Raw genomic sequence first — 25,246 nt, 5'->3', positions numbered from 1 at the left:
TATTGCACTGTCGCTCCGCTTTCGGTGCCGCCTACCGTCAGCGTGCCGGTTTTGGTGATCGAGTCGCTGGTGCTGGCGCCGCTGTCGGTCGTCAGGCTCACCGTCGGTGCTGCCACCGCCGTATCTTCCGCCGCCCCCGTCGCTGAGGTCACAGAAGGGATGCTGGAAAAAGCAGAATTCGAAGTACCAGTCTCATCGACAGATTGCACCCCGCCCGAAGGCAAATACCCCAAAGATTGCCTGCCAAGCGAGGCGTATTCATAGGTTAACGGTGCAAGTTCCTCGGCTGTCCTTAACAACTGGACAAAGTTGTTGCCATCGTCAGCCCTGATGTTGGTGCCGCCGACGTCAGAAACCGAATTCACCCCGGCTGATGTTTCCTGCAACAACCTGTCAAGACTACTGCCTTCGTTGATGGCGTTGAGAATGCTTGTGAGCTCTCCGACACGCGGCAAAAGGGCGCCGCTGTTGGCATCCGGCAAGACGTTGCCAAAGACCGTTGAGTCAAGTGTTACGGTTTCTCTGGAGCGGAGAAGAAACTTCCCGCCATGATCGAAGGCGAGCTCAACACGGCCACCGGTAGCCGTGACAATCACTTCCCCTTCAAAAACAGGATCGCCAAACTTGAGAGGGCGCTGTTCACCGTCGCTGTTTTGAGCGAAAGCGACGCCTTCAATCAAAACGACATTACCGACGACGTTGGCTTCATTTGCCATAGCGAATTCCAGACGGAGTTATTACATTGGGTTTCAATGTAGCCCGTTTGCCTGACCGGGGGAACTGTACCGAGGTACTAGGCCGAGTCAGTGCTTTGGGAACGTCCGGACGCACGGCCGTTCACGACCAGCGACAGCTGGAGACGATCCCGTACATGGAGTTTTTCAAGAATGGCACCTACATGCGCCTTGACGGTACGCTCTGTAATGCCGAGTGCCCGGGCAATTTCCTTGTTGCTGGCGCCAGCGGCCAGCGTGGCGGCAACCTCTTTCTCCCGGTCCGTGAGGTCCTCGGACCAGCTCGGCCTCACCTCGGCAGCCGCCCCGCTGGCCTGTGCCTGGATGCGGCCGGTGGCGCTGACCAGCCTCTGCATCAATGATTCGCCGATCCAGAGCCCCCCCTGCAACACGACTGCAGCGACCTGAATCAAAACTTGAGCAACGGCGTGCGTGTTGCAGTAACCCCGTGCACCCGCAGAAAAAGCGGCAATCGCCTCCTCATCTGTTGGCTGATCACTTAACACCACGCATGGAACCAGCTTCAAACGCGGGGCAAGACGTTCGACCTGCATGGCCACTGACACGCCCGGCTCCAACCGCAGCCACACGAGGTCTACCCTGCCTGCCCCTGAACCGGGTCTCGCAGCGTGGATTTTGCTGGCTCTTCCCGTATTGAAAGCCTCGGTCCAGCGAGGAAGCATGCGTCCGTGCGGGCAAAGAAATAAATGTCCGGAGTCCTGAATTCCCACTGCGGCCTCGATCTAGCGCTCTGTAAAGGCAGCTTGTTTGGCCTTCAAAACAGGTTTGAGAAGATAGGACAGAATGGATTTTTGGCCAGTAATAATATCCACTTCAGCAACCATCCCCGGAATAATGGGCAGTCCCTCGCCCAATTTGGATTTCTCCGTACGAACGCGAACGGTATAAAAAGTGTTGCCACGCTCATCGGTAACCGAATCGGCGCCAATAAATTCCAGCTTGGCCTCGAGACCACCATAAATGGAAAAATCATAGGCAGTGAATTTCACCAGCGCCCGGTCTCCGGGCCGCAGGAAGGCGATATCTTTTGGCAGCACCTTGGCTTCGAGCAGCAGATTTTCCTCGAGCGGAACAATTTCAATGATGTCCCTGCCCGGCTGGACCACCCCCCCCACCGTATTGACAAGGAGTCGTTTGACCGTACCTTTGACAGGTGAACGCAGTGAGGATTTATCGACCTTGTCCGCCAACCCTACACCGCCGGCTGAACTCACGTTTAGTTTTGCCAGCGTATCGGACAACTCCTTGCGGGCTTCGCTCTGAAAATTCAGCGTGATCTCCTGAATTTTGCGTGAGGCCTCTTCGATCGCCGACTGTGTTTTTGAAATCTGGGCAGAGGCCATTTCCCGCTCACCCAGAAAACGCCCGGTTTCCCGCTCCAGCCGCAACAATTCGACTTCTGATACAGCGCCATCCTTGAGCAAGGGCTTGGTGTATCCCAGTTCCCTGGCGGTCAACTCATACGCCCGGGACGCTTGCTCCCGCTTCGCACGCACTTCAACCAGTTCCTGCTGACGCTGGGCCAACTGCTGCCGGGCGATAGCCAGCTGTGCATTCAAAGTCGATGCACTGGCTTCGTAGGCACTGAGTTCTTCTCCAACTGTCTTCGGCGCCTCGGCAACGGCTTCAGGGGGTGGTACAAAAGGCACCCCTTCGGCAAGGGCACGGAGTCGGGCTGCCTTGGCCAGCAAGGCCAAATACTGGACGCGGTTTTCCTTCACGGAAGAATCGAAACGCGTCGTGTCGATGTTCACCAGCACCTGCCCAGGCTCGACAACTTGCCCTTCCTGCACAAGAATTTCGGAAACAACACCGCCGTCCAGGCTCTGCAGAATCTGCAATTGCCTGGAGGGAATGACTTTGCCTTCGCCTTTGGTAATTTCATCGACTTCAGAAAGTCCGGCCCACAAAACCGCCAGAACGAAAACCACGCCGAGGCTATTCACGAGCATCCGGGCTCGCAGTGGTTCCTGGGCAAGCATGGCGCGGTCTGCGTCGCCGCCAAATCCTGCGTCCATGCGCCGATCGTCTTCACGCCAGGACGAAAGTGTGCGGTCAAGACCCGGCTGCAACAGGCGTCTGACAGACTCCAGGCCCGCAATCAAGGGGCGAGCCCACGCGATCCATCGCGGCTTCATGAGGCTTTCCCAATGCGGCCGGCCTTCAGCGCCTCGATAACCTGCTCATAGGGACCATCGGCAACGATGCGGCCCTCGTCGATAACAATGATGCGGTCTGCAAGATCCAGCAAGGTGTTTCTATGCGTCACCACAACCATCGTCTTGTGTTTTGCATAGCTGCGCAAGCGCTCCTTGAATTGCGCTTCTGAAGAGAAGTCCATGGCACCCGTCGGCTCGTCCAGCAACAACACAGGCGGTTCCAGCAACGCTGCACGGGCGATTGCCACGCCTTGTCGCTGCCCTCCGGAAAGCGACTCACCCCGCTCTCCAATGATCATGTCAAAGCCCTGTGGATGGCGATTGGCAAACTCGATCAAACCGCCCACCTCGGCGGCCGCCAGAATGGCACCGTCGTCAGCATAGGGGGCAGCGATCGCAATGTTGTCGCGCAATGTTCCGTAAAAGAGCATGGCATCCTGCTCGACATAACCGATGTTGCGACGCAAATCTGCGGGATCGAGCTGCCGAAGGTCAATGCCATCCATGGTGATTGCGCCTTCAGAAGGGGTGTAAAGACCCAGAATCAATCTCTGCAGGGTCGTCTTGCCCGAGCCGACCCGGCCAATCACGACCACATTTTCTCCCGGCTTGATCCTGAAGGAAACGCCACGCAAAGCTTCCTGGGTACGCCCGGGATAGCTGAAGTGCACATTGTCAAATACGATTTCCCCCGCGATGTCGGGGCGATGCACGAAATTTATTTCATCGGACCGTTCGCCCGGCTTTTTCATCGTCTCTTCAAGCGAGGCCAAGGCCGTTCTGGCATTCTGGTACTGCATCAAAAGTGCCACAATTTGCCCCAGCGGCGCCATGGCGCGCCCGGACAACATCGTAGCCGCGATCAACCCCCCCATGGTCAGTTTGCCTTCGTGAATCAGGTAAACGCCAGCCACGATCATCACGATATTGATCAGCTGCTGCAGGCTCGAGACGACGTTGATCACGGAAGACGACAACAACCGCAACTGGGCACTCACACGCGCAAGAAATGCTGCGGTATCCTCGAGTTTGGCCTGCATCTGGCTTTCTGCCCCGTGGGCCTTGATGGCCTCCATGGCTGTTAGTGTCTCCACCAGCGTGGCATTGCGCATTGCAGAAGCCCTGAAAGTGGTTTCGGAAAGCAGGTGCATCTTGTGCTGAACGATGTAGCTGTAGACGACAACCACCATGACGCCGACAAGAGGGGGGATGACCAGCGGCCAGGATATCCAGCCAAGAACCAGAAAAAAGAGCAGGGCAAACGGGAGGTCAACCACAGCAGTGACTGTGGCCGACGCAATGAAGTCGCGCACCGACTCAAAGGAGCGCAATGTCGCGGCATAGGAACCCACCGAAGCCGGCCGCTCGGAAAGACGCATCCCGAGCACCCGTTCCATGATCAGCGTGGAGAGCTTGATGTCTATGCGCGAACCCGCGAGATCCACAAAATAACCCCGCATGACGCGAAGAAAATAATCAATGACCAGCACCAGCACGAGGCCGAAAGCCAGCATCCAGAGTGTCTCAACCGCGAAGTTGGGTACAACGCGGTCATAGACATTCATCGAGAAAAGCGGCAATGCGAGCGCAAACAAATTGATGAGGAGCGCCGCCGCCAGGATATCCCGGTAAAGTGGAAACTGATCGCGAAAAGCGCCCCAAAACCAATGGCGCTGCGGAATGTCAGCTAGCTCAGGCGCACGCTGGTCGAAGCGAAAATTCGGCCGCGAGAAGATTGCGATGCCGACATATCGACCAAGCAGCTGTTCACGGGACAGCTGCACAACGCCCTGCCCGGCTTCAGGAAAAAGCAGGTTTGCCGTTTGACCCTGGTCATCCCAACCCAGCAAAAGACAAGCACCATCTCCCTCAAGGAGCAGGACAACAGGCAACAACGCCGAATCGATTTTTTCGAGGGGTCGCCGCAATATCTTGCATGACAGACCAGCGCGCGCTGCAGCACGGGAAAAGAGGGAGGGAGGAAGACCCGCCTTGGGCAGAGGAAGGCCCGCAGACAAAGCGGCCCGGGTGCTTGGGCGACCGTGTATTCGAGTCAGCTCCACCAGGCAATCGAGCAAGGGATCGTGATGCAGCAAGTCTTCGCGCAAGCCTTGGGCCAAGTGGCTAGCCTCGCTCGTAGGACTGGTCTGCAATGGCACGTTCATGTCACTCATTTCTCGATCTTTAAGGCCAGCTCATTCAAAATTGAAGCCGACACCTGAAGTAACCAATTGTAATAAAATCAAGCACTTGCCGCTACATGTGCAAGTCAGATTTTGTGAGTTAGCGCCATTTTGGTGACATTGCCCGCCCAGTGTGGTGGCTCGACCCCATGAACAACCACCTGCCTGGCCCGATGTACCCTGTTTGCGAGCATACGAGGAGTTTACGCGACATAGGGAAGAACAGATTCGTCAATTGCGTCGCTCAAAAATTAAAGCGCTGGTACTCAAACATGTTACCCCGCCAAGGCTAACCCAAGCGCCTCATACGACACGGGCATCTCATGGAATTCCCCAAGCGAATCATGAGAGACACCGGCCAAGATCCTCGCCCCGTTGGCCCCACCCGTAACGGGGCAATAACTCCAGTGGCGCCAACAAAAGGATGGCGCAAAGCAAAACGCCCACTTGATGTGGGCGTTTTGGTCCCGGCATGGTTAACCGGGAAATTGGTTGCGCGGGCAAGATTTGAACTTACGACCTTTGGGTTATGAGCCCAACGAGCTACCAGGCTGCTCCACCGCGCGATAAGTATTTATTATACCCTATTCTGACTTGGCAGTGTCAGAAGTAGCTTCTTCAGCAAGATCAGGGCGATCCACCAACTCAACCAAGGCCATGGGCGCGTTATCACCCACACGAAAACCCATCTTCAGGATGCGTGTATAGCCACCAGGACGGGCCTTGTAGCGAGGGCCTAGCTCGGCAAAAAGCTTGACGACCATGTCGCGGTCACGCAGACGGTCGAACGCGAGGCGCTTGTTCGCGAGCGTAGGCTCTTTTGCCAGCGTGATCATTGGCTCGACGACGCGGCGAAGTTCTTTGGCCTTGGGCAAGGTCGTTTTAATCGCTTCATGTTGAATAAGGGAATTCATCATGTTGCGTAACATGGCCAGCCGGTGTGAGCTGGTGCGATTGAGTTTACGAAGTCCGTGTCCGTGACGCATGGTGCTGTCCTTTCATATTTTAATTCAGATAGCCGTATCAGGTACTACCTGTGCACTGCCTCCCGAAAGAGGCGAATTTCAATTAACGCTTGTCAAGACCAGCGGGAGGCCAGCTTTCCAAACGCATGCCCAGTGTGAGTCCCCGGGAGGCCAACACTTCCTTGATTTCATTGAGCGACTTGCGGCCCAGATTCGGCGTCTTGAGAAGCTCGTTCTCTGTACGCTGAATCAGGTCACCGATGTAGTAGATGTTCTCCGCCTTGAGACAATTAGCAGAACGCACCGTCAATTCGAGTTCATCGACAGGACGCAGCAAAATCGGATCAAATTGCTGGGAGCTGCGCTGAACAGGCGCATCAAAAGCAGCCAGCTCGTTGCCTTCGAGCTGTGCAAATACAGCAAGCTGCTCAACCAGAATTTTAGCCGAGGCACGGACAGCGTCTTCCGCAGTCACCGCACCATTGGTCTCGATTTCCAGAACCAGCTTGTCGAGGTCCGTACGCTGCTCAACGCGGGCGCTTTCGACGGTATAGCTCACCCGCTTGACAGGCGAAAAAGATGCGTCCAGGACAATCCGGCCAATCGATTTGGTTGATTCATCGCCGTAGCGACGCATGGTACCGGGAACATAGCCACGGCCGTTCTCGACCTTGATCTGCATGTCGATCTTGCCGCCGTGCGACAAATTGACAATGACATGCTCTGGATTGATGATTTCGACATCATGGGGTGTCTGAATGTCTGCAGCGGTTACGGGGCCTTCACCCTCCTTGCGCAAGCTTAGCGTGACTTCATCGCGATTGTGCAGCTTGAAAACCACGCCTTTGAGGTTCAGAAGGATATTGACAACATCTTCCTGGACACCATCAATGGACGAGTACTCATGCAACACACCGGCGATCGTGACTTCAGTTGCGGCGTGACCGACCATGGACGAAAGCAAAACGCGGCGCAGGGCGTTGCCGAGCGTGTGACCATAGCCACGCTCGAAAGGCTCCAGAGTCACCTTGGCGCGATTGGCGGCAAGCTGCTCAACATTGATAGTTTTTGGTTTCAGTAAATTAGTTTGCATGCATTCTTCCTCTCAATACCCTCGGCTCGTTACACCGATAAGGCCGGGTGAAGCGACCCCGCGCATACAGTGCCCCGTATGCGCAGGAACGAAAATTAACGTGAATAAAGTTCGACGATCAACGACTCGTTGACGTCCGCAGCAAACTCGTCGCGATCCGGCACTTTCTTGAAAATGCCCTCGCCTTTGTCAATGCTGACATCCACCCACGCTGGCATGCCGACTTGCTGAGCCAACTGCAGAGCTTCCGCCACGCGGGTCTGCTTCTTGGATTTGTCACGAACGGCGATCACGTCGCCCGTTTTAACCATGTAAGACGGGATGTTGACCGAACTGCCATTGACAGTGATCGCCTTGTGCGACACCAGCTGGCGCGCCTCAGCGCGGGTAGAACCGAAACCCATCCGATAAACCACATTGTCCAGGCGCGATTCCAGGATAAACAGCAGATTGGCGCCGGTGTTTCCCTTGCGACGATCAGCTTCCTCGAAATAACGGCGGAACTGCTTTTCCAGCACACCGTACATGCGCTTGACCTTCTGCTTCTCACGCAGCTGGAGACCGAAGTCTGAGGTGCGGGTGCCGGAAGTGCGACCGTGCTGGCCTGGCTTCGAATCGAACTTCGCCTTGTCACCGATGGCTCTGCGAGCGCTTTTCAGAAACAGGTCGGTGCCTTCACGGCGGGATAGTTTGGCCTTGGGGCCGAGGTAACGTGCCACTTGAATTCCTTATGTCATCTGCTGCAGAAACTGCAGGAGCCGCAGGTAGCAACCTGACGGCGGTGGGCTTGATAAAAACTCGCCCGGTTGGCCCGCGTGAAAACGAGGGCCCAACCGGGAAAGCAGGACTTAAATACGACGGCGTTTCTGGGGACGGCAACCGTTGTGCGGCACTGGCGTGACGTCAGCAATCGAATTGATGCGGATGCCAAGCGCTGCCAGCGCGCGAACCGATGATTCACGTCCTGGACCAGGGCCTTTGATTTCGACATCAAGATTCTTGATGCCCTGCTCAATAGCGGCGCGACCAGCCACCTCGGAAGCGACCTGAGCAGCAAAGGGGGTCGACTTGCGCGAACCTTTAAAGCCCTGACCGCCAGAAGAGGCCCACGACAAGGCATTGCCCTGACGATCTGTGATCGTGATGATGGTGTTGTTGAAAGACGCGTGAACGTGAGCGACGCCGTCGGCAACGTTCTTGCGTACTTTCTTGCGAACGCGTTGTGCTGCGTTACTGCTGGGGGCTTTTGCCATAACTACCTCTTACTCAATTATTTCTTCAGGGACTGTGCCGCCTTGCGCGGACCCTTGCGGGTGCGTGCATTGGTGCGTGTGCGCTGACCGCGCATGGGCAACCCGCGACGATGGCGAAAGCCACGGTAGCATCCGATATCCATCAAACGCTTGATGTTCATCGTGGTTTCACGACGCAGGTCACCTTCAATGGTGAATTGCGCGATCTGGTCACGAATCTTTTCCAAGTCACCGTCTGTGAGATCTTTGACTTTTTTGGAATACGCAATATCACATGCCTCGCAGATTTTGCGAGCACGAGTGCGACCGATGCCGAAAATAGCAGTCAAGCCGATTTCGGCGTGTTGCTGCGGCGGAATATTGATACCAGCGATACGAGCCATATGCGTCCTCTAAAACTCTTGAAATCAGCCTTGACGCTGTTTGTGGCGTGGGTCTGTGCAAATCACACGCACAACGCCCTTGCGGCGGATGATCTTACAGTTGCGGCAAATTTTCTTGACCGAAGCTGAAACTCTCATGTCTTTCTCCTAAACTTCTGAACAGTACTTACTTGGCGCGAAACACAATGCGTGCTCGCGACAAATCATAAGGCGTTAACTCAACCGTGACTTTGTCACCCGGAAGAATGCGGATGTAGTGCATTCGCATCTTTCCCGAGATGTGACCCAAAACAACATGACCATTTTCCAGCTTTACGCGAAACGTCGCGTTGGGCAAGTTCTCCACGACCTCCCCCTGCATCTGGATAACATCGTCTTTCGACATCCCAATCAACCACCTGGTGACGTTTTAAAATTCGCTTTCTTCAGCAGGGATTCATATTGCTGGGACATCATGTAGTTTTGTACCTGTGCCATGAAATCCATGGTGACAACCACAATAATCAGCAACGAGGTTCCACCGAAATAAAACGGCACGTTGTACTTCAAAATCAAAAACTCAGGCAACAAGCACACAAAAGTGATGTAAATGGCGCCAGCCAGCGTCAAGCGCACCAGAATCTTGTCAATGTACCGCGCCGTCTGGTCACCAGGGCGAATACCAGGAATGAACGCGCCGCTCTTTTTCAGGTTGTCAGCCGTTTCGCGGCTGTTGAAAACCAGGGCCGTGTAAAAGAAGCAGAAAAAGATGATCGCACTGGCATACAGCAACACATAGATCGGCTGGCCCGGCGTCAATGTAGCGGCGATATCCTTGAGCCAACGCGTGCCTTCGCCCGTGCTGAACCAGCCAACCACGGTTGCCGGCAACAGAATGATCGACGATGCAAAAATCGGGGGGATCACACCGGCCATGTTCAACTTCAAGGGCAGATGGGAGGATTGACCGCCATAGACCTTGTTGCCAACCTGCCGCCTGGCGTAATTCACCAGAATCTTTCGCTGCCCACGCTCAACAAACACAACAAAATAAGTCACCAGCACCACGACCGCAACAATCACGATGGCCACCAGAATACTCATGGCGCCGGTGCGAACAAGTTCAAGCAAGCCGCCAAGCGCACTGGGCAGTCCCGCTGCGATGCCAGCAAAAATCAGAATCGAGATGCCGTTACCCAGACCACGCTCGGTGATCTGCTCGCCCAGCCACATCAAGAACATCGTGCCGGCAGTCAAGCTGACCACCGCCGTCATGCGAAATCCAAAACCAGGAGCCAACACCAAACCCGGGGAGCTCTCCAGCGCAATCGCGATACCCATGGACTGAAACAGCGCCAGACCCAAGGTGCCGTAACGGGTGTACTGCGTGATCTTCCTGCGACCAGCTTCGCCTTCCTTCTTCATCTGCTCGAATGTCGGAACGACATAGGTGAGCAGCTGCATGATGATGGAAGCCGAGATGTAGGGCATGATGCCCAGCGCAAACACCGTGAACCGCGACAGGGCCCCGCCGGAGAACATATTGAACAAGCTCAATATGCCGCCTTGCTGCCCCTTGAACAGCTGCTGCAGTTGACCGGGGTCAATTCCGGGAACCGGAATGTGAGCCCCAACCCGATACACCACCAGCGCAAGCAACAAAAACACAAGCCTGTTGCGCAGATCGCCGAACTTGCCGGTTTTTGCAATTTGTGCAGAGCTGGTTGCCACTGGTCGTTGTCCGTGTTTGAGTATTAAGCGATCACGCCGCCAGCGGCTTCGATCACGGCTTTTGCACCCGCAGTCGCACCGATACCATTGAGCTTGACAGCCTTGGTCAGCGCACCCGATTTGATGACTTTGACGTTCTTTGCCAGCTGTCCGACGAGGCCAGCTGTTTTGAGCGCCAACAGGTCGACTTCGGCCAAGCCGAGCTGCTCGAGAGCAGCCAGGGTGACTTCCGCATTGAACTTGAGGTTGTGCGACTTGAAGCCGCGCTTGGGCAAGCGACGCTGCAAAGGCATCTGACCACCTTCAAAGCCCACCTTGTGATATCCACCAGCACGGGACTTTTGACCTTTGTGGCCACGACCGGCTGTTTTGCCGATGCCCGAGCCGATACCGCGACCAACGCGACGTTTGGCATGTTTTGCGCCTGCGGCAGGCTTGATTCCGTTTAGTTCCATCATAAGCTCCGCTTACAGCACCTTGACCAGGTAGCTGATCTTGTTGATCATGCCGCGCACAGCGGGCGTGTCCTGCAGTTCGCTCTTGCTGTTGATACCGCGCAGGCCCAGACCGCGCACCGTGGCGCGATGGGATTCCTTGGTGCCAATCGGGCTGCGAACCAGCGTCACCGTGAGTTTTTTCTCTGTCGTCATTGCGTATCGCCTTAGCCGAAGATTTCTTCGACGGATTTGCCACGCTTGGCTGCGATGTCCGAAGCCGTCGTGGAATTGTTCAGGGCGTCCATCGTTGCACGCACCATGTTGTACGGATTGCTGGAGCCATGGCTCTTCGCGACGATATCGGTGATACCCATCACTTCAAAGACCGCGCGCATCGGGCCGCCGGCAATGATGCCGGTACCTTTGGCGGCCGGCATCATCATGACGCTGGCAGCACCCCAATGGCCGAACACGTTGTGATGAAGCGTGCCGTTTTTCAGAGACACTTTCGTCATGTTGCGACGGGCTTCTTCCATGGCCTTTTGCACGGCCGCAGGCACTTCTTTCGACTTGCCCTTGCCCATACCGACACGACCGTCGCCGTCACCAACCACGGTCAGGGCGGCAAAACCCAAAATCCGGCCGCCTTTGACAACTTTGGTCACGCGGTTGACCGCGATCATTTTTTCCTTCAGACCATCGTCTGGAGCGTCGTTTTGTTGTTTTGCTTGAAACTTAGCCATACTTAATTCCAGTCTGCTTAGAACCGCAAGCCAGCTTCGCGAGCTGCCTCGGCCAGCGCTTTAACGCGGCCGTGGTACGCAAAACCAGCGCGGTCAAACGCTACTTTTTCCACACCTGCTGCTTTTGCCTTTTCGGCAATGCGCTTGCCAATGGCCTGCGCAGCAGCAACGTTGGCACCCTTGCCGGAAGCGCCGAGGTCCTTGCGGACTTCGACTTCCGCGGTCGAGGCAGATGCCAGGATCTTGGTGCCGTCGCCAGAGATGACGCTGGCGTAAATATGCAAATTGGTGCGGTTCACCGTCAGACGAGCAACACCTTGCGTTGCAATGCGGATGCGGGTCTGGCGTGAACGACGAAGGCGCTGCTCTTTTTTGGTCAACATGGTGCAGCTCCTTATTTCTTCTTGGTTTCTTTGATCGTGATCTTCTCATCCGAATAACGGATGCCCTTGCCCTTGTAAGGCTCGGGAGGACGGACCGCACGAACTTCGGCAGCAATCTGCCCGACGCGCTGACGATCGGCACCCTTGATCACCACTTCGGTGGGCGTAGGTGTTGCAACCTGAATACCAGCTGGCATATCCATCACCACAGGGTGCGAATAACCTACGGTCAGATTCAGCTTGGCACCTTGCGCCTGGGCCTTGTAACCCACACCAACCAGGTTCAATTTCTTCTCGAAGCCCTTGGTGACGCCCGTCACCATGTTGTTGACCAGCTGACGCATGGTTCCACTCATGGCATTGGCTTCACGCGACTCATTGGCCGGCACAAAAGTCAGCTGGCCAGCATCATTTTTGATGGTCACCAGGGAATTTTGCGTCAGCGCCAGAGCGCCGAGAGCACCCTTGACATTGATCTGGTCGTCTTTCATCGCCACGTCCACACCCTGCGGCAAGACGACTGGCATTTTTCCTACACGAGACATTTCAGTTACTCCTCAATGCCCGTTAGGCCACATAGCAAAGCACTTCACCACCGATACCGGTAGCGCGCGCCTTACGATCAGTCATGACGCCCTGGGGAGTCGTGACAATGGCGACACCCAGGCCGTTCATGACCTGGGGGATGGCGCCGTGGCCTTTGTAAACGCGAAGGCCTGGGCGGCTGACGCGCTCGATGCGCTCAATCACCGGGCGTCCTGCGTAATACTTCAGGGCGATTTCCAGTTGGGGCTTGCCATCGTTAGCGCTGACGGAAAAGCCATCAATGTAGCCCTCATCCTTCAACACCTGCGCAATGGCGACTTTGACTTTTGAAGACGGCACCAGCACAACAGCTTTTTCAACCATTTGTGCATTGCGGATGCGTGTCAGCATGTCGGCAATAGGATCACTCATACTCATTTGCGGTTCTCCTATGCTTACCAGCTTGCCTTGGTGATACCAGGGATATCACCAGCAAAAGCCAACTCGCGGATCTTGGCGCGAGCCAAGCCAAATTGACGGAATGTGCCACGCGGACGACCCGTGATCGCACAGCGGTTGCGCTGGCGTGTCGGATTCGCGTTGCGGGGCAACTTTTGCAACTCCAGACGGGCCAGTGCGCGCTCTTCATCGGAGCGTTTGGCGTCGTTGGACGTTGCCTTGAGTTCAGCGTGTTTCTTGGCGAACTTGGCCACGAGTTTGTCGCGCTTCAGTTCACGTTGCAATAAAGCCTGTTTTGCCATGCCCGCCTCAGTTCTTGAACGGAAAACGGAAGCCGGTGAGGAGCGCCTTGCACTCTTCGTCGGTCTTAGCCGTGGTGGTGATGCTGATGTTGAGACCACGCAAGGCGTCAACCTTGTCGTACTCAATCTCAGGGAAAATGATCTGCTCTTTCACGCCGATGTTGTAGTTGCCGCGACCATCGAAGGCCCGACCGGAGATACCACGGAAGTCGCGAACACGGGGCAACGCCACCGTGACGAAACGATCCAGGAACTCATACATCTGGACGCCGCGCAGCGTGACCATGCAGCCAATCGGCAGATCTTCGCGGATCTTGAAACCGGCGATAGCCTTCTTGGCCTTGGTCACCACCGGCTTCTGGCCAGCGATCTTGGTCATGTCGCTGACGGCATGCTCCATGACCTTCTTGTCAGCCACAGCCTCACTCACACCCATGTTGAGGGTGATCTTGGTGATGCGAGGAACCTGCATCGGCGACTTGTAGCCGAATTTTTCCATCAGCGCCGGCGCGATTTTTTCGCGGAACTGGGCCTGCAGGCGAGCCTGGGCAGGTGCAGCTTGGGTAGGTGCGGTCTTTGCCATGTTTATGCAGCCTTGATTTCTTCGCCGCTGGACTTGAAGACGCGCACTTTTTTGCCGTCAGCCAACAACTTGATGCCCACCCGATCCGCCTTGCCCGTCGCGGCATTGAAAATGGCGACGTTGGACTGGTGAATCGGCATGCTTTTTTCGACGATGCCACCGGTAGCACCCTTGAGAGGGTTGGGCTTGGTGTGTTTTTTCACCAGGTTGATCCCGTCCACCAGCACATAGCTGTCGTCCTTGCGCAACGAAATCGTGCCGCGCTTACCCTTGTCACGACCTGCGATCACAATGATCTCGTCGCCTTTACGAATCTTGTTCATGGCGCGTCCTTACAGAACTTCAGGAGCCAGGGACACGATCTTCATGAACTTCTCGGTGCGCAGCTCGCGCGTGACCGGTCCGAAGATGCGGGTGCCGATAGGCTCCAGCTTGGCGTTAAGCAACACAGCTGCGTTGCCATCGAATTTGACGAGTGAACCATCGCCGCGACGGATGCCCTTGGCAGTACGAACCACCACAGCACTGTAAACCTCGCCTTTTTTGACGCGGCCACGTGGAGCGGCTTCTTTGATACTCACCTTGATGACATCGCCGACGCTGGCATAGCGGCGCTTGGACCCGCCCAGCACCTTGATGCACATCACAGATTTGGCACCCGTGTTGTCAGCAACATCGAGTTTGGATTGCGTTTGAATCATTTAAATTAGTCCCAACTTGCACCAGCGCCTTTTCCCCGAAGGGAAGACTTGCCAGTCAGTCTTGGGCCCGTCGTCCACACCGCAAACCACTTGCGATGCTTCCGTTAGGCAGAATTCTCAGCTTTTTACAGCGAAGCCCACGATTATCAACAAATTCATCCAGACTGTCAACAACTGTTGCTGCAAATTGTTCGCCAAGCAAGGTTGGCGCCCAGGAATTATTGCCAAAACAGCCTCTCCCCCTTGATAGACGGGCGCAAGCTGCTATTAAAAATAGAGCATTGACAACCCATTGTGAGGCGCAGCTTCGGGAGGAATCAGACAGGCAAGGTCAAGTACTGATCGGCCAGGACCAGAAAATCAGCGAGGCGGGGATCTGCCCCGGTTTCCTGCTCCAGCAATTCCGCCACCCTCGCCGCCAGGGTCTTGGCCAGCGCGGCGTCCAGAAACAGGAGCCGGGAGCGGCGCGCCAGCACATCCTCCACTGTGCGCGCGTACTCGTGCCTGGCCGCAAAACGCACCATCGCCTCCGTCAGGCCACCGCCCAGCATGCTCTCCCCCCCCGGCAGGGCCTGGACGGCTGCCGCTTCGCTTCCATACAGATGCAGCCCGGGTGCGTCGCTGATCTTGTGGACGGATGGCTGGGCGCCCACCAGCTGGAGGCTGGCCGTGGCGCCCCCCGGGCGTTTTGCCAGCAATCCAGCACCAAAACAGTTGTCCAGCACGTCTTCCGCCATGGCGCGGTAGGTGGTCCACTTGCCGCCGGTCACAGTGACCAGACCGCTTTTGCTGACGAGGACCGTGTGTTCACGCGACAGCGCCTGGGTGCTGTCGCCATCGTCCTGTGGTGGTTTGACCAGCGGCCGCAACCCAACCCAGATGCTTTTGATGTCGGCAGGACCGGGTGCCCGGCTCAGGTAACGCGCCGATTCACCGAGGATGAAGTCGACCTCTTCGCGAAAAGCCAGCGGTTCGCGCGCCAGGTCGTTGCGCGGCGTGTCGGTGGTTCCCAGGATGGTCTTGCCCAGCCAGGGCACGGCAAACAGCACACGCCCGTCCGCGGTTTTTGGAACCAAGAGGGCGTGGTCGGTGGGCAAAAACGATCGATCCACGACGATATGAACACCCTGGCTGGGCGCGACCATGGGTTTGGCCTCGCGGCCGATAGCCTGGCCGTCGAGGACTCGCAGCTGATCGACCCAGACCCCTGCCGCATTCACAATACATTTGGCCCGCAGCGTAAGTGCTTGCCCACTTTCACGATCGGCCACATGCAGCCCCACCAGCTTGCCACCCTCATGAACAAGACCGGTCGCAGCACAATAATTGACCAGCAGGGCGCCGGCGCGCGCGGCGCTGCGCGCCAGCGCCAGTGCCAGCCGCGCGTCGTCGAACTGGCCGTCCCAGTACTTGACCCCGCCCCGGAGTCCGGCCTGGCGGGCCGTCGGCTGGAGCTGCAGTGTTTCAGCGCGATTGAGGAATTCGGTGGGACCCAGGCCGGCCTTGCCGGCCAGCGCGTCATACATCTTGAGTCCGACGCCGTAAAACGGAGCCTCCCAGAACTTGTAGGAAGGCATCACAAAAGGCAGGGGCTGCGCCAGATGCGGCGCATTGGCCAGCAGACGCGTCCGTTCGTGCAACGCCTCGCGCACCAGGGAAATATTGCCCTGCGCCAGATAACGAACCCCGCCATGAACCAGCTTGGTCGCCCGGGAAGAGGTGCCCTTGGCGAAGTCGTGCGATTCGACCACCACGACGGAAAATCCGCGTGCCGCGGCATCCAGCGCCACGCCGAGGCCGGTGGCCCCGCCGCCGATGATCGCGATGTCGTAAGTGTGGGGGGCCTTGAGGCGTTCTATCAGGTCTGCGCGTCGCGTCGGCAACGGTGGGGAATCAAAAGTCATGGGCTCCATTGTCCATCTCCGCGGCAACCCCGGAACGGGTTGCGCCTTCCTGGCTTTCTTGTTGGCAAGCGCGCACGGACGCGGTGGTCCGTGCGCGGGGCTTGCATCAGTCAAGCAACATGCGGGCCGGCGCCCGGGCGGTTGCGGTCAACGGACCTTGCCGTCCTTCCATGCCTGCAGTAGCTTGTCGTAGTTGATGGTCTCGCCCTTAGGCTTTTCGTTGGCCAGTTTTTTCCAGGGCGCGCCGGTGTCGCTCAGGTACTTGGCGGGATCGCCTTTGGGGTTGAGCTTGGGAGCGCACCTGTCCATGCCGGCGCGCTCGAGGCGGGCCATGACTTGGTCCATCTCCTCGGCCAGCGTATCCATCGCACCCTGAGGCGTCTTTTCACCGGTGACGGCCTGGGCGACGTTTTTCCACCAGAGCTGCGCCAGCTTCGGATAGTCGGGCACATTGGTGCCCGTCGGCGTCCAGGCCACACGGGCCGGGCTGCGATAGAACTCCACCAAGCCACCGAGCTTGGGCGCCATGTCGGTCATGGCCTTGGAGCGGATGTCCGATTCGCGGATCGGCGTCAGGCCGACGATGGTCTTCTTCAGCGAGGTGGTCTTCGCGGTCACGAACTGCGCATAAAGCCAGGCGGCCGCCGTCCGGTTTTCGTCATGCGCCGTGAAGAAGGTCCAGGAGCCGACATCCTGGTAGCCGTTTTGCATGCCCTGTTTCCAGTACGGGCCATTCGGGCCGGGGGCCATGCGCCATTTGGGCGTGCCGTCCGCGTTCACCACCGGCAGCCCTTTTTTGGTCATGTCGGCCGTGAAGGCGGTGTACCAGAAGATCTGCTGGGCAATCTGGCCCTGTGCGGGCACCGGGCCGGCTTCGCCAAAGGTCATGCCTGTGGCTTCCTTGGGTGCGTACTTCTTCATCCAGTCCACATACTTGGTCAGTGCGTAGACAGCGGCAGGCGAATTGGTCGCACCGCCGCGAGACACGGATGCACCGACCGGCGTGCACTTGTCAGCAGCCACGCGGATGCCCCATTCATCGACCGGCATGCCGTTGGGGATGCCCTTGTCGGCCGTACCAGCCATCGACAGCCAGGCGTCGGTGAAGCGCCAGCCCAAAGACGGGTCCTTCTTGCCATAGTCCATGTGGCCGTAGATCGGTTTGCCGTCGATGGTCTTGACGTCTTCGCTGAAGAAGGCGGCGATATCCTCGTAGGCACTCCAGTTCAGCGGCACGCCCAGCTCGTAGCCGTATTTGGCCTTGAACTTGTCCTGCAGGTCCTTGCGCGCAAACAGGTCGGCGCGGAACCAGTACAGGTTGGCAAACTGCTGATCGGGCAGCTGGTACAGCTTGCCGTCCGGTGCCGTGGTGAAGCTGGTGCCGATGAAGTCCTTGATGTCCAGCCCCGGGTTGGTCCACTCCTTGCCCTTGCCGGCCATGTAATCTGTCAGATTCATCACCTTTCCGTAGCGGTAATGGGTGCCAATCAGGTCCGAGTCCGAAATCCACCCGTCGTAAATTGACTTGCCCGACTGCATCGAAGTCTGCAGCTTCTCGACCACATCACCCTCCTGGATCAGGTCATGCTTGACCTTGATGCCAGTGATCTCCTCGAAGGCCTTGGCCAGGGTCTTGGACTCATATTCGTGGGTGGTGATGGTTTCCGACACCACGGAAATCTCCTTCACACCCTTGGCCTGCAGCTTTTTCGCCGCCTCGATGAACCACTTCATTTCGGCCATCTGCTGGTCCTTGCTCAGCGTTGATGGCTGGAATTCGCTGTCTATCCATTTTTTTGCCTCGGCATCGCCGGCGCTGGCGTTCTGCATGACCGTCAGGGCGGCTGCGAGTGCCAGAGCTGTGTAGCGCATCTTCATGACTTGTCTCCTCAATTGACGACCTCCCCCAGTGTTTCAAAGACTCGCCCGGCTCGGGGAAGCGATGAGCCGAATCCGTACCCTCCTGCTAGCCTTTGCGCATCACAAGCGCAATCCATCCCATGGAAATGAAAAAACTGAACCAGATGGACGGGTCTGCCTGCAAGCCCAGTGCCGCACCCAGCTTGCCGCTGAGGCCCACAAAAATCAGGTTGATATAGGCCGCACCGAGCAGACCGATGAACAGCCGGTCGCCGCGTGTGGTGTCCAGCGGCAGAAAGCCGCGGCGCACCGTGGTCGGGGACTTGACTTCCCAGATCGTCATGCCGACGAGCATCAACACAATGCAGCTGAAAAAGACAGCCACAGGCAAGGTCCACGCCATCCACTCAAACATGTCTGTTCCTCCTCATGAACCGCCTCACACCCGGCCCATCGCAAAACCCTTGGCGATGTAATGCCGCACAAACCAGATCACGATCGCCCCAGGCACGATGGTCAGCACACCCGCGGCAGCCAGGGTTGCCCAGTCCATGCCAGAGGCGGACACCGTACGGGTCATCGTCGCCACGATGGGTTTGGCGTTGACGCTGGTCAGGGTGCGGGCCAGCAGCAACTCGACCCAGCTGAACATGAAGCAGAAAAAGGCCGCCACACCGACACCGGCCTTGATCAGCGGCAGGAAGATGCGGACAAAGAAGCGGGGAAAGGAGTAGCCATCGATATAGGCGGTTTCGTCGATCTCGCGCGGTATGCCGCTCATGAAACCTTCCAGGATCCAGACCGCCAGCGGCACGTTGAACAGCAGATGCGCCAGAGCCACCGCAATATGGGTATCCATCAGCCCCACCGTGGTGTAGAGCTGGAAGAAGGGCAGCAAAAATACGGCCGGCGGCGTCATGCGGTTGGTCAACAACCAGAAAAACACATGTTTGTCGCCGATGAAGCTGTAGCGGGAAAACGCATAGGCAGCCGGCAAGGCCACGGTGATCGAGATCACGGTATTGATCGCCACATAGATCAACGAATTGATGTAGCCGGAATACCAGGACGGATCGGTAAAGATGGTCCGGTAGTTGGCCCAGGTGAACGCCTGCGGAAAGAAGGAGAAGCTCGACAGGATTTCCGCGTTGGTCTTGAAACTCATGTTGACCATCCAGTAGATGGGCAACAGCGCAAAAACAATGTAGGCGATGAGGAACAACGTCCTGGCCTGAAAGCGCGGCTTATTCACCAGTGTTCTCCTTGGTCGCCGTACCCACCCGCTGCATCCAGTTGTAGAGGATGAAGCACAGCAGCAGGATGATCAGGAAGTAGATCAGCGAGAAGGCCGCCGCTGGCCCCAGGTCGAACTGCCCCACAGCCTTTTGCGTGAGGTACTGCGACAGGAAGGTGGTCGCGTTGCCGGGTCCTCCGCCGGTCAGGACAAAAGGCTCGGTGTAGATCATGAAGCTGTCCATGAAACGCAGCAGCACGGCGATCATGAGTACGCCGCGCATCTTGGGCAGCTGGATATAACGAAACACCGCGAACTTGCTGGCCCCATCGATGCGGGCAGCCTGGTAGTAGGCATCGGGAATCGAGCGCAGACCGGCATAACAGAGTAGCGCGACCAGCGGCGTCCAGTGCCAGATGTCCATGACCAGCACGGTGATCCAGGCATGCAGCGCATTGCCCGTGTAGCTGTAGTCAAAGCCCATTTTCTGCAGCGCCATGCCGAGCAGGCCGATATCCGCGCGGCCATAGATCTGCCAGATGGTTCCGACCACGTTCCATGGGATCAGCAAAGAAAGCGCCACCAGCACCAGCACGGCAGAAGCTTTCCAGCCCTGGGCCGGCATTGAGAGCGCCAGCGCGATGCCCAGGGGAATCTCGACGGCCAGAACGGCAAGTGAAAACGTCAGCTGGCGCCAGAGCGCAGCATGGAGGTCCTCGTCGCGCATGACGGCGGCAAACCATTCGGTGCCGACGAACACGCGCCGCTCCGGCGAGATGATGTCCTGCACGGAATAGTTGACCACCGTCATCAGGGGCAGGATGGCCGAGAAGGCGACACAGATGATGACCGGCAGCACCAGCAGCCAGGCTTTCTGGTTGACGGGCTTTGTGGTGGTACTCATGGAGCCTCCCTTCTTCCCGGCATGGGGCGGTTTCGCGCAGTGCTCATGCGATCAGTTCCTCATTCTTGTAGAAGCAGGTATGGGCCCCGAGCAGTTGCAACCAGGCGGTGTCTCCGGCTAGCGGCGCCGTCATTCCTGAGTGCAGGCGGGCCTTCACAGCACACTCACCCACCATTGCCGTCAGCATCAGATGGGTGCCGATATCCTGCACACGCACCACGCTAGCGGGCAAGGCACCTGCGGCGCCGGACGCCGCCAGGGACACATATTCGGGGCGTATGCCGAGCTTGTAGTCACCGGCCGGCAGTTCCCGCCCGGTCGGCATGGGCAGCGTGTGGCCGGCGATGTCGAGGGCATCGCCGGCAGCGCGAGCAGGCAAAAAATTCATGCTGGGTGAGCCGATGAAATGGCCCACAAACGTATGCTGCGGCCGCTCGAACAATGCATCGGCCGACCCGATCTGCACGGCGCGGCCCCGGGTCATCACCACCACCTGCTGGGCAAAGGTCAGCGCCTCTACCTGGTCATGCGTGACATAAATCAGCGTGAGCTTGAGTTCGTGGTGGATCTGTTTGAGCTTGCGGCGCAGCTGCCACTTCAGGTGTGGGTCAATGACGGTCAGCGGCTCGTCGAAAAGCACCGCCGAGACGTCGGGCCGCACCAGGCCGCGGCCCAGCGAGATTTTCTGCTTCGCGTCGGCAGCGAGACCGGCCGCGCGCTGGTTCAACTGGCCGCTCATCTCCAGCATCTCGGCGATCTGCCCAACCCTTTTTTTGATCTGGTCTACCGGCATTTTCCGGTTGCGCAGCGGGAAGGCGAGGTTTTCGGCCACAGTCATCGTGTCGTAAATGACCGGAAACTGGAACACCTGCGCAATGTTGCGCTCCTGCGGCGAGGCATGTGTCATGTCCCGGCCATCAAACTTCACGGTACCCTGCGACGGCACCAGCAGGCCGGATGTCACATTGAGCATGGTGGTCTTGCCGCAGCCCGAAGGGCCCAGCAACGCATAAGCACCGCCATCCTCAAAAGTCATCTGCAAGGGCAGCAAGGCGTAGTCGGCATCCTCGCGCGGATTCGGCTTGTAGGAGTGAGCGAGTTCCAGGTCGATGCGGGCCATGTCAATACCCTCCCTTGCGCGAGGGCGCGACCAGCAATGCCCCCCCGGCATCGAACACATAGGCCTGCGAAGGTTGAAGATACAGGGTGATCGCAGCACCAAGATCAAAATAATGCACACCCGTGAGCTGGGCCACGAGCTCGCCGACACCTGTGCTCACATGCACAAAGGTATCGGAGCCGGAAATCTCTGCCAATTCAACCCTTCCGGTCAGCGTGATGTCGCCATCGCGCCGGGTCTCGCGCAGGGCGCTGGCCCGCACGCCGACCGTCAATGCAGACGATGCACCCGGGGCCAGCGCGATAGCCAGCTCGGGGCCACCCACCAGTTGCACCCCCCGTCCGCTGGCCGTGGCAGCCATCAGGTTCATGGGCGGGTCACTGAAGGCGCGGGCAACACGCAACGACCGTGGCACATGAAACACCTCCGCCGTCGGGCCGTACTGCAGCAGTTCCCCGCCATCGAGAACCGCCGTGTAACCGCCCAGCAGCAAGGCCTCACCCGGTTCAGTTGTCGCGTAAATCACCGTCGAGTCGCCAACTGCAAACAGCTGCGTCAACTCCTCGCGCAGCTCTTCACGCAACTTGTAGTCCAGGTTGACCAGCGGTTCATCGAGCAGCATCAGCGGCGCACCCTTCGCCAGCGCGCGCGCCAGCGCAACCCGCTGCTGCTGCCCGCCAGACAGCTCGGCCGGGTAGCGGTCCAGGAACATGTCGATATGCAGGCGCGTGGCGATCTCGCGCACGCGCTGGGCGATGTTTTTTTCGCCGCGCAACTTCAGCGGCGAAGCAATGTTGTCGCCAACCTTGAGCGAGGGGTAGTTGATGAACTGCTGGTACACCATGGCCACGTTGCGCTCGCGCACCGCCACGCCGGTCACATCGGCGCCGTCCACCCGGACACGGCCGGCACTGGGCACATCAAGGCCAGCCATGATGCGCATCAGGCTCGTCTTGCCGGCCTGCGTGGCACCCAGCAGGACAGTGACTTCGCCCGCGCGCGGAGCCAGGCTCATCTCATACAGCCAGGACTCGGGGCCCACTTTTTTGCTGATGCGGTCGAGCACAAGCTGCATCAGACGCCTTTCGGCGCGTCCGTGCGCGCAAAACAGGTCAAGGAAGGGACGGTAGGCACGATTCGTTGGAATTTGTTCGTATCTGTTCTATTTTTCTTCCTTTTTGATTGTTTTGTATAGATGTTTTCCCTTATTTGTTTCTTTTTGCTTCGATATAAAGTCGCATGACTTCTCGGACAGAATGGCGCGTGAACTCCAATCCCAGGCAACTCAAACTTCTCGACGTGGTCCGCGCGCACGGCTCCGTCACCGTTGAACAACTCGCAGAGACCCTGGCGGTCACGCTGCAGACCGTGCGCCGTGACGTGCAGCGTCTGGCCGAAGCCGGGCTGCTGACGCGGTTTCACGGTGGCGTGCGGGTTCCAGGCTCGACCATCGAAAACCTCGCGCACCGCCAGCGCGAGAGCCTCAACGCCGACGGCAAGGCGCGGATTGCAATGGCCGTCGCCAAGGAAGTGCCCGACAACTGCTCGCTGATCCTCAACATAGGCACGACCACCGAAGCCATTGCCAGGGCACTGATGCATCACAAGGGGCTGCGCGTCATCACCAACAACCTCAACGTCGCGGCCATCCTGAGCAGCAACCCCAACTGCGAGGTGATCGTCACCGGCGGCGTGGTGCGCGCGCGCGACCGCGGCATCGTGGGCGAGGCGGCCGTCGACTTCATTCGCCAGTTCCGTGTGGACATCGCGCTGATCGGCATTTCGGGCATCGAGGCCGATGGCTCCCTGCGCGACTTCGACTATCGCGAGGTCAAGGTCGCGCAAACCATCATTGGCCATGCCCGCGAAGTCTGGCTCGCCGCCGACAGCAGCAAGTTCAACCGTCCCGCCATGGTCGAACTCGCCACCCTGTCGCAAATCGACCGGCTGTTTACCGACCAGCCGCCGCCCGAGCCCTTTCCGGCGCTGCTGGCCGAAGCCGGGGTAAGCTGCGTCGTGGCCCTCCCTGAGTCCCATCCCCCCAAGCCCCGACCATGACCTACCTGCTTGCCCTGGACCAGGGCACCTCCAGCTCCCGCAGCATCGTGTTTGACGCGCAAGGCCACATCGTGGCGCTTGCACAGCAGGAACTGCCGCAGATCTATCCCCGGCCGGGCTGGGTCGAACACGACCCGATGGAAATCTGGCGCACCCAGCTCGCCACGGCGCGCGAGGCCTTGGCCAAGGCCGGGCTCAAGGCCGGTGACATTCGCGCGCTGGGCATCACCAACCAGCGCGAAACCACCGTGGTCTGGAACCGCAAGACGGGCCAGCCCATCCACCACGCCATCGTCTGGCAGGACAGGCGCGCCGAAGCCACCTGCGCGCAGTTGCGCGAGGACGGCAAGGCCGGCCTGATCCAGGCCAAAACCGGGCTGCTGGTCGATGCCTACTTTTCCGGCACCAAACTCAAGTGGCTGCTCGACAACGTGCCGCAGGCGCGGCAACAGGCGGCACGCGGCGAACTCGCTTTCGGCACCATCGACAGCTGGCTGATGTGGCAACTCACAGGCGGCGCGCTGCATGCCACCGATGTGACCAATGCCTCGCGCACCATGCTCTTCAATGTGCATGCCAATACCTGGGATGTCGAACTGCTGGCGCTGCTGGACATTCCCGAGAGCCTGATGCCGCGGGTGCTGCCGTCGAGCACGCACTACGGCGACGTGTTGCCGGACCTGCTGGGCGGCGCCATCCCGATTGGCGGCGTGGCGGGCGACCAGCAAAGCGCCTTGTTCGGCCAGGCCTGCTTCAAGGAGGGCATGGCCAAAAACACCTACGGCACCGGCTGTTTCATGCTGGTGCACACCGGCCACAAATTCCAGACCTCGCACAACGGCCTGCTCACCACCAGCGCGGCGCAGGTCACACCGCAAACCGAATACGCGCTGGAAGGCAGCGTGTTTGTCGGCGGCGCGGTGGTGCAGTGGCTGCGCGACGGCCTGCATGCGATCCAGGGCAGCGGCGAAGTGCAGGCGCTGGCGCAAAGCGTTCCCGATTCCGGCGGCGTCATGATGGTGCCAGCCTTCACCGGCCTGGGCGCCCCCTACTGGAAACCCGACGCACGCGGCACCATCACCGGCCTGAGCCGCGGCACCACCGTGGCCCACATCGCGCGGGCCGCACTGGAAAGCATTGCCTACCAGAGCGCCGCCCTGCTGCAGGCCATGAGCCGCGACGCGGTGGCGGCCGGCGCCGCACCGGTGGCCGAACTCCGGGTGGACGGCGGCGCCTGCATCAATGACCTGCTGATGCAGTTCCAGGCCGACCTGCTGGGCATTCCGGTCGTTCGGCCGGCCGTGACGGAAACCACGGCGCTGGGCGCGGCCTACCTGGCCGGGCTGTCCAGCGGCGTTTACGCCAGCACCGCCGAACTCTCGGCCATGTGGCGCGCAGAACGTACCTTTTTGCCCACTCTGAGCGCCGACCGCGCGGCCGGCCTGATGGCGCAGTGGGAACACGCGGTGCGGCAGACCGTGGCCTTGTAGACCGGGGTCGGCAGACGTCGGCGTCCTGTCACAACGCATACA

31 protein-coding genes and 1 tRNA gene are annotated in these 25,246 nt (G+C 58.6%); 2 read left to right on the top strand and 30 right to left on the bottom strand.

Features of this window, described 5'->3' with window-relative positions; genetic code table 11:
• The 30 genes from AAG813_RS08575 to AAG813_RS08430 form a co-directional block, all read right to left on the bottom strand.
• A partial coding sequence (locus AAG813_RS08575; RefSeq protein ID WP_341913879.1) for a retention module-containing protein occupies positions 1-716 on the bottom strand: 716 nt, incomplete at its 3' end.
• A gap of 77 nt (positions 717-793) precedes the next feature.
• Entirely contained in the window at positions 794-1,288 is a 495-nt protein-coding gene (locus tag AAG813_RS08570) for a response regulator transcription factor (protein WP_341913877.1), read from the bottom strand.
• Between the two features lie 189 nt (positions 1,289-1,477).
• A complete protein-coding gene (locus AAG813_RS08565; protein ID WP_341913875.1) occupies positions 1,478-2,773 on the bottom strand; it encodes an HlyD family type I secretion periplasmic adaptor subunit in 1,296 nt (431 codons plus the stop codon).
• A gap of 116 nt (positions 2,774-2,889) precedes the next feature.
• A complete protein-coding gene (locus AAG813_RS08560; protein ID WP_341913873.1) occupies positions 2,890-5,088 on the bottom strand; it encodes a type I secretion system permease/ATPase in 2,199 nt (732 codons plus the stop codon).
• A gap of 498 nt (positions 5,089-5,586) precedes the next feature.
• Positions 5,587-5,663: transfer RNA gene (locus AAG813_RS08555), tRNA-Met, on the bottom strand.
• An 18-nt stretch (positions 5,664-5,681) separates the two neighbouring features.
• Positions 5,682-6,083: a 50S ribosomal protein L17 gene (gene rplQ / locus AAG813_RS08550; protein WP_341913872.1), complete on the bottom strand. Its 402-nt coding sequence runs from the start codon at positions 6,081-6,083 to the stop codon at positions 5,682-5,684.
• 82 nt (positions 6,084-6,165) lie between these two features.
• Entirely contained in the window at positions 6,166-7,155 is a 990-nt protein-coding gene (rpoA, locus tag AAG813_RS08545; RefSeq protein ID WP_096669182.1) for a DNA-directed RNA polymerase subunit alpha, read from the bottom strand.
• A gap of 95 nt (positions 7,156-7,250) precedes the next feature.
• The gene (rpsD, locus tag AAG813_RS08540; RefSeq protein WP_096669184.1) at positions 7,251-7,874 is read right to left on the bottom strand and encodes a 30S ribosomal protein S4; all 624 of its coding nucleotides are present in this window, start codon (positions 7,872-7,874) and stop codon (positions 7,251-7,253) included.
• 129 nt (positions 7,875-8,003) lie between these two features.
• Positions 8,004-8,408 (bottom strand): 30S ribosomal protein S11, encoded by a 405-nt coding sequence (rpsK, locus tag AAG813_RS08535; protein WP_077592475.1) that lies wholly within the window; start codon positions 8,406-8,408, stop codon positions 8,004-8,006.
• A 17-nt stretch (positions 8,409-8,425) separates the two neighbouring features.
• Positions 8,426-8,791 (bottom strand): 30S ribosomal protein S13, encoded by a 366-nt coding sequence (rpsM, locus tag AAG813_RS08530; RefSeq protein ID WP_096669186.1) that lies wholly within the window; start codon positions 8,789-8,791, stop codon positions 8,426-8,428.
• 24 nt (positions 8,792-8,815) lie between these two features.
• Positions 8,816-8,929, bottom strand: a complete 114-nt coding sequence (gene rpmJ, locus AAG813_RS08525) for a 50S ribosomal protein L36 (protein WP_011481465.1) — start codon at positions 8,927-8,929, stop codon at positions 8,816-8,818.
• Between the two features lie 28 nt (positions 8,930-8,957).
• Positions 8,958-9,176: a translation initiation factor IF-1 gene (infA, locus tag AAG813_RS08520; protein WP_007869286.1), complete on the bottom strand. Its 219-nt coding sequence runs from the start codon at positions 9,174-9,176 to the stop codon at positions 8,958-8,960.
• A gap of 5 nt (positions 9,177-9,181) precedes the next feature.
• The gene (gene secY, locus AAG813_RS08515; RefSeq protein WP_341913867.1) at positions 9,182-10,501 is read right to left on the bottom strand and encodes a preprotein translocase subunit SecY; all 1,320 of its coding nucleotides are present in this window, start codon (positions 10,499-10,501) and stop codon (positions 9,182-9,184) included.
• 23 nt (positions 10,502-10,524) lie between these two features.
• Complete coding sequence (gene rplO / locus AAG813_RS08510; protein WP_096669321.1) at positions 10,525-10,956, bottom strand: 50S ribosomal protein L15; 432 nt, start codon at positions 10,954-10,956, stop codon at positions 10,525-10,527.
• Between the two features lie 12 nt (positions 10,957-10,968).
• Positions 10,969-11,151, bottom strand: coding sequence for a 50S ribosomal protein L30 (gene rpmD / locus AAG813_RS08505; RefSeq protein ID WP_077592479.1), 183 nt, complete (start codon positions 11,149-11,151; stop codon positions 10,969-10,971).
• An 11-nt stretch (positions 11,152-11,162) separates the two neighbouring features.
• A complete protein-coding gene (gene rpsE, locus AAG813_RS08500) occupies positions 11,163-11,681 on the bottom strand; it encodes a 30S ribosomal protein S5 (protein WP_096669190.1) in 519 nt (172 codons plus the stop codon).
• Positions 11,682-11,698: 17 nt separating this feature from the next.
• The gene (rplR, locus tag AAG813_RS08495) at positions 11,699-12,064 is read right to left on the bottom strand and encodes a 50S ribosomal protein L18 (RefSeq protein WP_341913862.1); all 366 of its coding nucleotides are present in this window, start codon (positions 12,062-12,064) and stop codon (positions 11,699-11,701) included.
• Positions 12,065-12,075: 11 nt separating this feature from the next.
• On the bottom strand, positions 12,076-12,609 hold the full coding sequence (gene rplF / locus AAG813_RS08490) for a 50S ribosomal protein L6 (RefSeq protein ID WP_341913860.1): 534 nt from the start codon (positions 12,607-12,609) through the stop codon (positions 12,076-12,078).
• Between the two features lie 22 nt (positions 12,610-12,631).
• The gene (rpsH, locus tag AAG813_RS08485; RefSeq protein WP_096669194.1) at positions 12,632-13,027 is read right to left on the bottom strand and encodes a 30S ribosomal protein S8; all 396 of its coding nucleotides are present in this window, start codon (positions 13,025-13,027) and stop codon (positions 12,632-12,634) included.
• A 17-nt stretch (positions 13,028-13,044) separates the two neighbouring features.
• Entirely contained in the window at positions 13,045-13,350 is a 306-nt protein-coding gene (rpsN, locus tag AAG813_RS08480; protein ID WP_077592484.1) for a 30S ribosomal protein S14, read from the bottom strand.
• 7 nt (positions 13,351-13,357) lie between these two features.
• Entirely contained in the window at positions 13,358-13,933 is a 576-nt protein-coding gene (gene rplE / locus AAG813_RS08475; RefSeq protein ID WP_096669196.1) for a 50S ribosomal protein L5, read from the bottom strand.
• Positions 13,934-13,935: 2 nt separating this feature from the next.
• Positions 13,936-14,256: a 50S ribosomal protein L24 gene (gene rplX, locus AAG813_RS08470; RefSeq protein ID WP_096669198.1), complete on the bottom strand. Its 321-nt coding sequence runs from the start codon at positions 14,254-14,256 to the stop codon at positions 13,936-13,938.
• Positions 14,257-14,265: 9 nt separating this feature from the next.
• Positions 14,266-14,634 carry a 50S ribosomal protein L14 gene (gene rplN / locus AAG813_RS08465; RefSeq protein ID WP_007869247.1) on the bottom strand — a complete coding sequence of 123 codons (369 nt, stop codon included), beginning with the start codon at positions 14,632-14,634 and terminating at the stop codon, positions 14,266-14,268.
• A 317-nt stretch (positions 14,635-14,951) separates the two neighbouring features.
• Positions 14,952-16,538, bottom strand: a complete 1,587-nt coding sequence (locus AAG813_RS08460) for a glycerol-3-phosphate dehydrogenase/oxidase (protein ID WP_341913849.1) — start codon at positions 16,536-16,538, stop codon at positions 14,952-14,954.
• 147 nt (positions 16,539-16,685) lie between these two features.
• Positions 16,686-18,416: an ABC transporter substrate-binding protein gene (locus tag AAG813_RS08455; RefSeq protein WP_341913847.1), complete on the bottom strand. Its 1,731-nt coding sequence runs from the start codon at positions 18,414-18,416 to the stop codon at positions 16,686-16,688.
• An 88-nt stretch (positions 18,417-18,504) separates the two neighbouring features.
• On the bottom strand, positions 18,505-18,813 hold the full coding sequence (locus AAG813_RS08450; protein ID WP_341913845.1) for a DUF2160 domain-containing protein: 309 nt from the start codon (positions 18,811-18,813) through the stop codon (positions 18,505-18,507).
• Between the two features lie 24 nt (positions 18,814-18,837).
• Positions 18,838-19,650 (bottom strand): carbohydrate ABC transporter permease, encoded by an 813-nt coding sequence (locus AAG813_RS08445; RefSeq protein ID WP_341913843.1) that lies wholly within the window; start codon positions 19,648-19,650, stop codon positions 18,838-18,840.
• Positions 19,643-20,536, bottom strand: a complete 894-nt coding sequence (locus AAG813_RS08440) for a sugar ABC transporter permease (protein ID WP_341913840.1) — start codon at positions 20,534-20,536, stop codon at positions 19,643-19,645. The genes AAG813_RS08445 and AAG813_RS08440 overlap by 8 nt, the downstream gene beginning before the upstream one ends.
• Positions 20,537-20,579: 43 nt before the next feature.
• Complete coding sequence (locus AAG813_RS08435; RefSeq protein WP_341913838.1) at positions 20,580-21,656, bottom strand: ABC transporter ATP-binding protein; 1,077 nt, start codon at positions 21,654-21,656, stop codon at positions 20,580-20,582.
• A gap of 1 nt (position 21,657) precedes the next feature.
• Complete coding sequence (locus AAG813_RS08430) at positions 21,658-22,731, bottom strand: ABC transporter ATP-binding protein (RefSeq protein WP_341913837.1); 1,074 nt, start codon at positions 22,729-22,731, stop codon at positions 21,658-21,660.
• A 188-nt stretch (positions 22,732-22,919) separates the two neighbouring features.
• Here AAG813_RS08430 and AAG813_RS08425 point away from each other — a divergent pair, with 188 nt between their 5' ends.
• Positions 22,920-23,714 carry a DeoR/GlpR family DNA-binding transcription regulator gene (locus tag AAG813_RS08425; RefSeq protein WP_341913835.1) on the top strand — a complete coding sequence of 265 codons (795 nt, stop codon included), beginning with the start codon at positions 22,920-22,922 and terminating at the stop codon, positions 23,712-23,714.
• Complete coding sequence (gene glpK, locus AAG813_RS08420; RefSeq protein WP_341913832.1) at positions 23,711-25,204, top strand: glycerol kinase GlpK; 1,494 nt, start codon at positions 23,711-23,713, stop codon at positions 25,202-25,204. Before AAG813_RS08425 ends, glpK begins: the two co-directional genes overlap by 4 nt.
• Positions 25,205-25,246: the final 42 nt, after the last annotated feature.

Origin of the sequence: Polaromonas sp. YR568, assembly GCF_943371715.1 — a bacterium.
In the GTDB taxonomy this organism is placed as follows: domain Bacteria; phylum Pseudomonadota; class Gammaproteobacteria; order Burkholderiales; family Burkholderiaceae_C; genus Polaromonas.
Note: the sequence above shows the minus strand (reverse complement) of the source record. Positions and strands in the feature narration are given on the sequence as shown.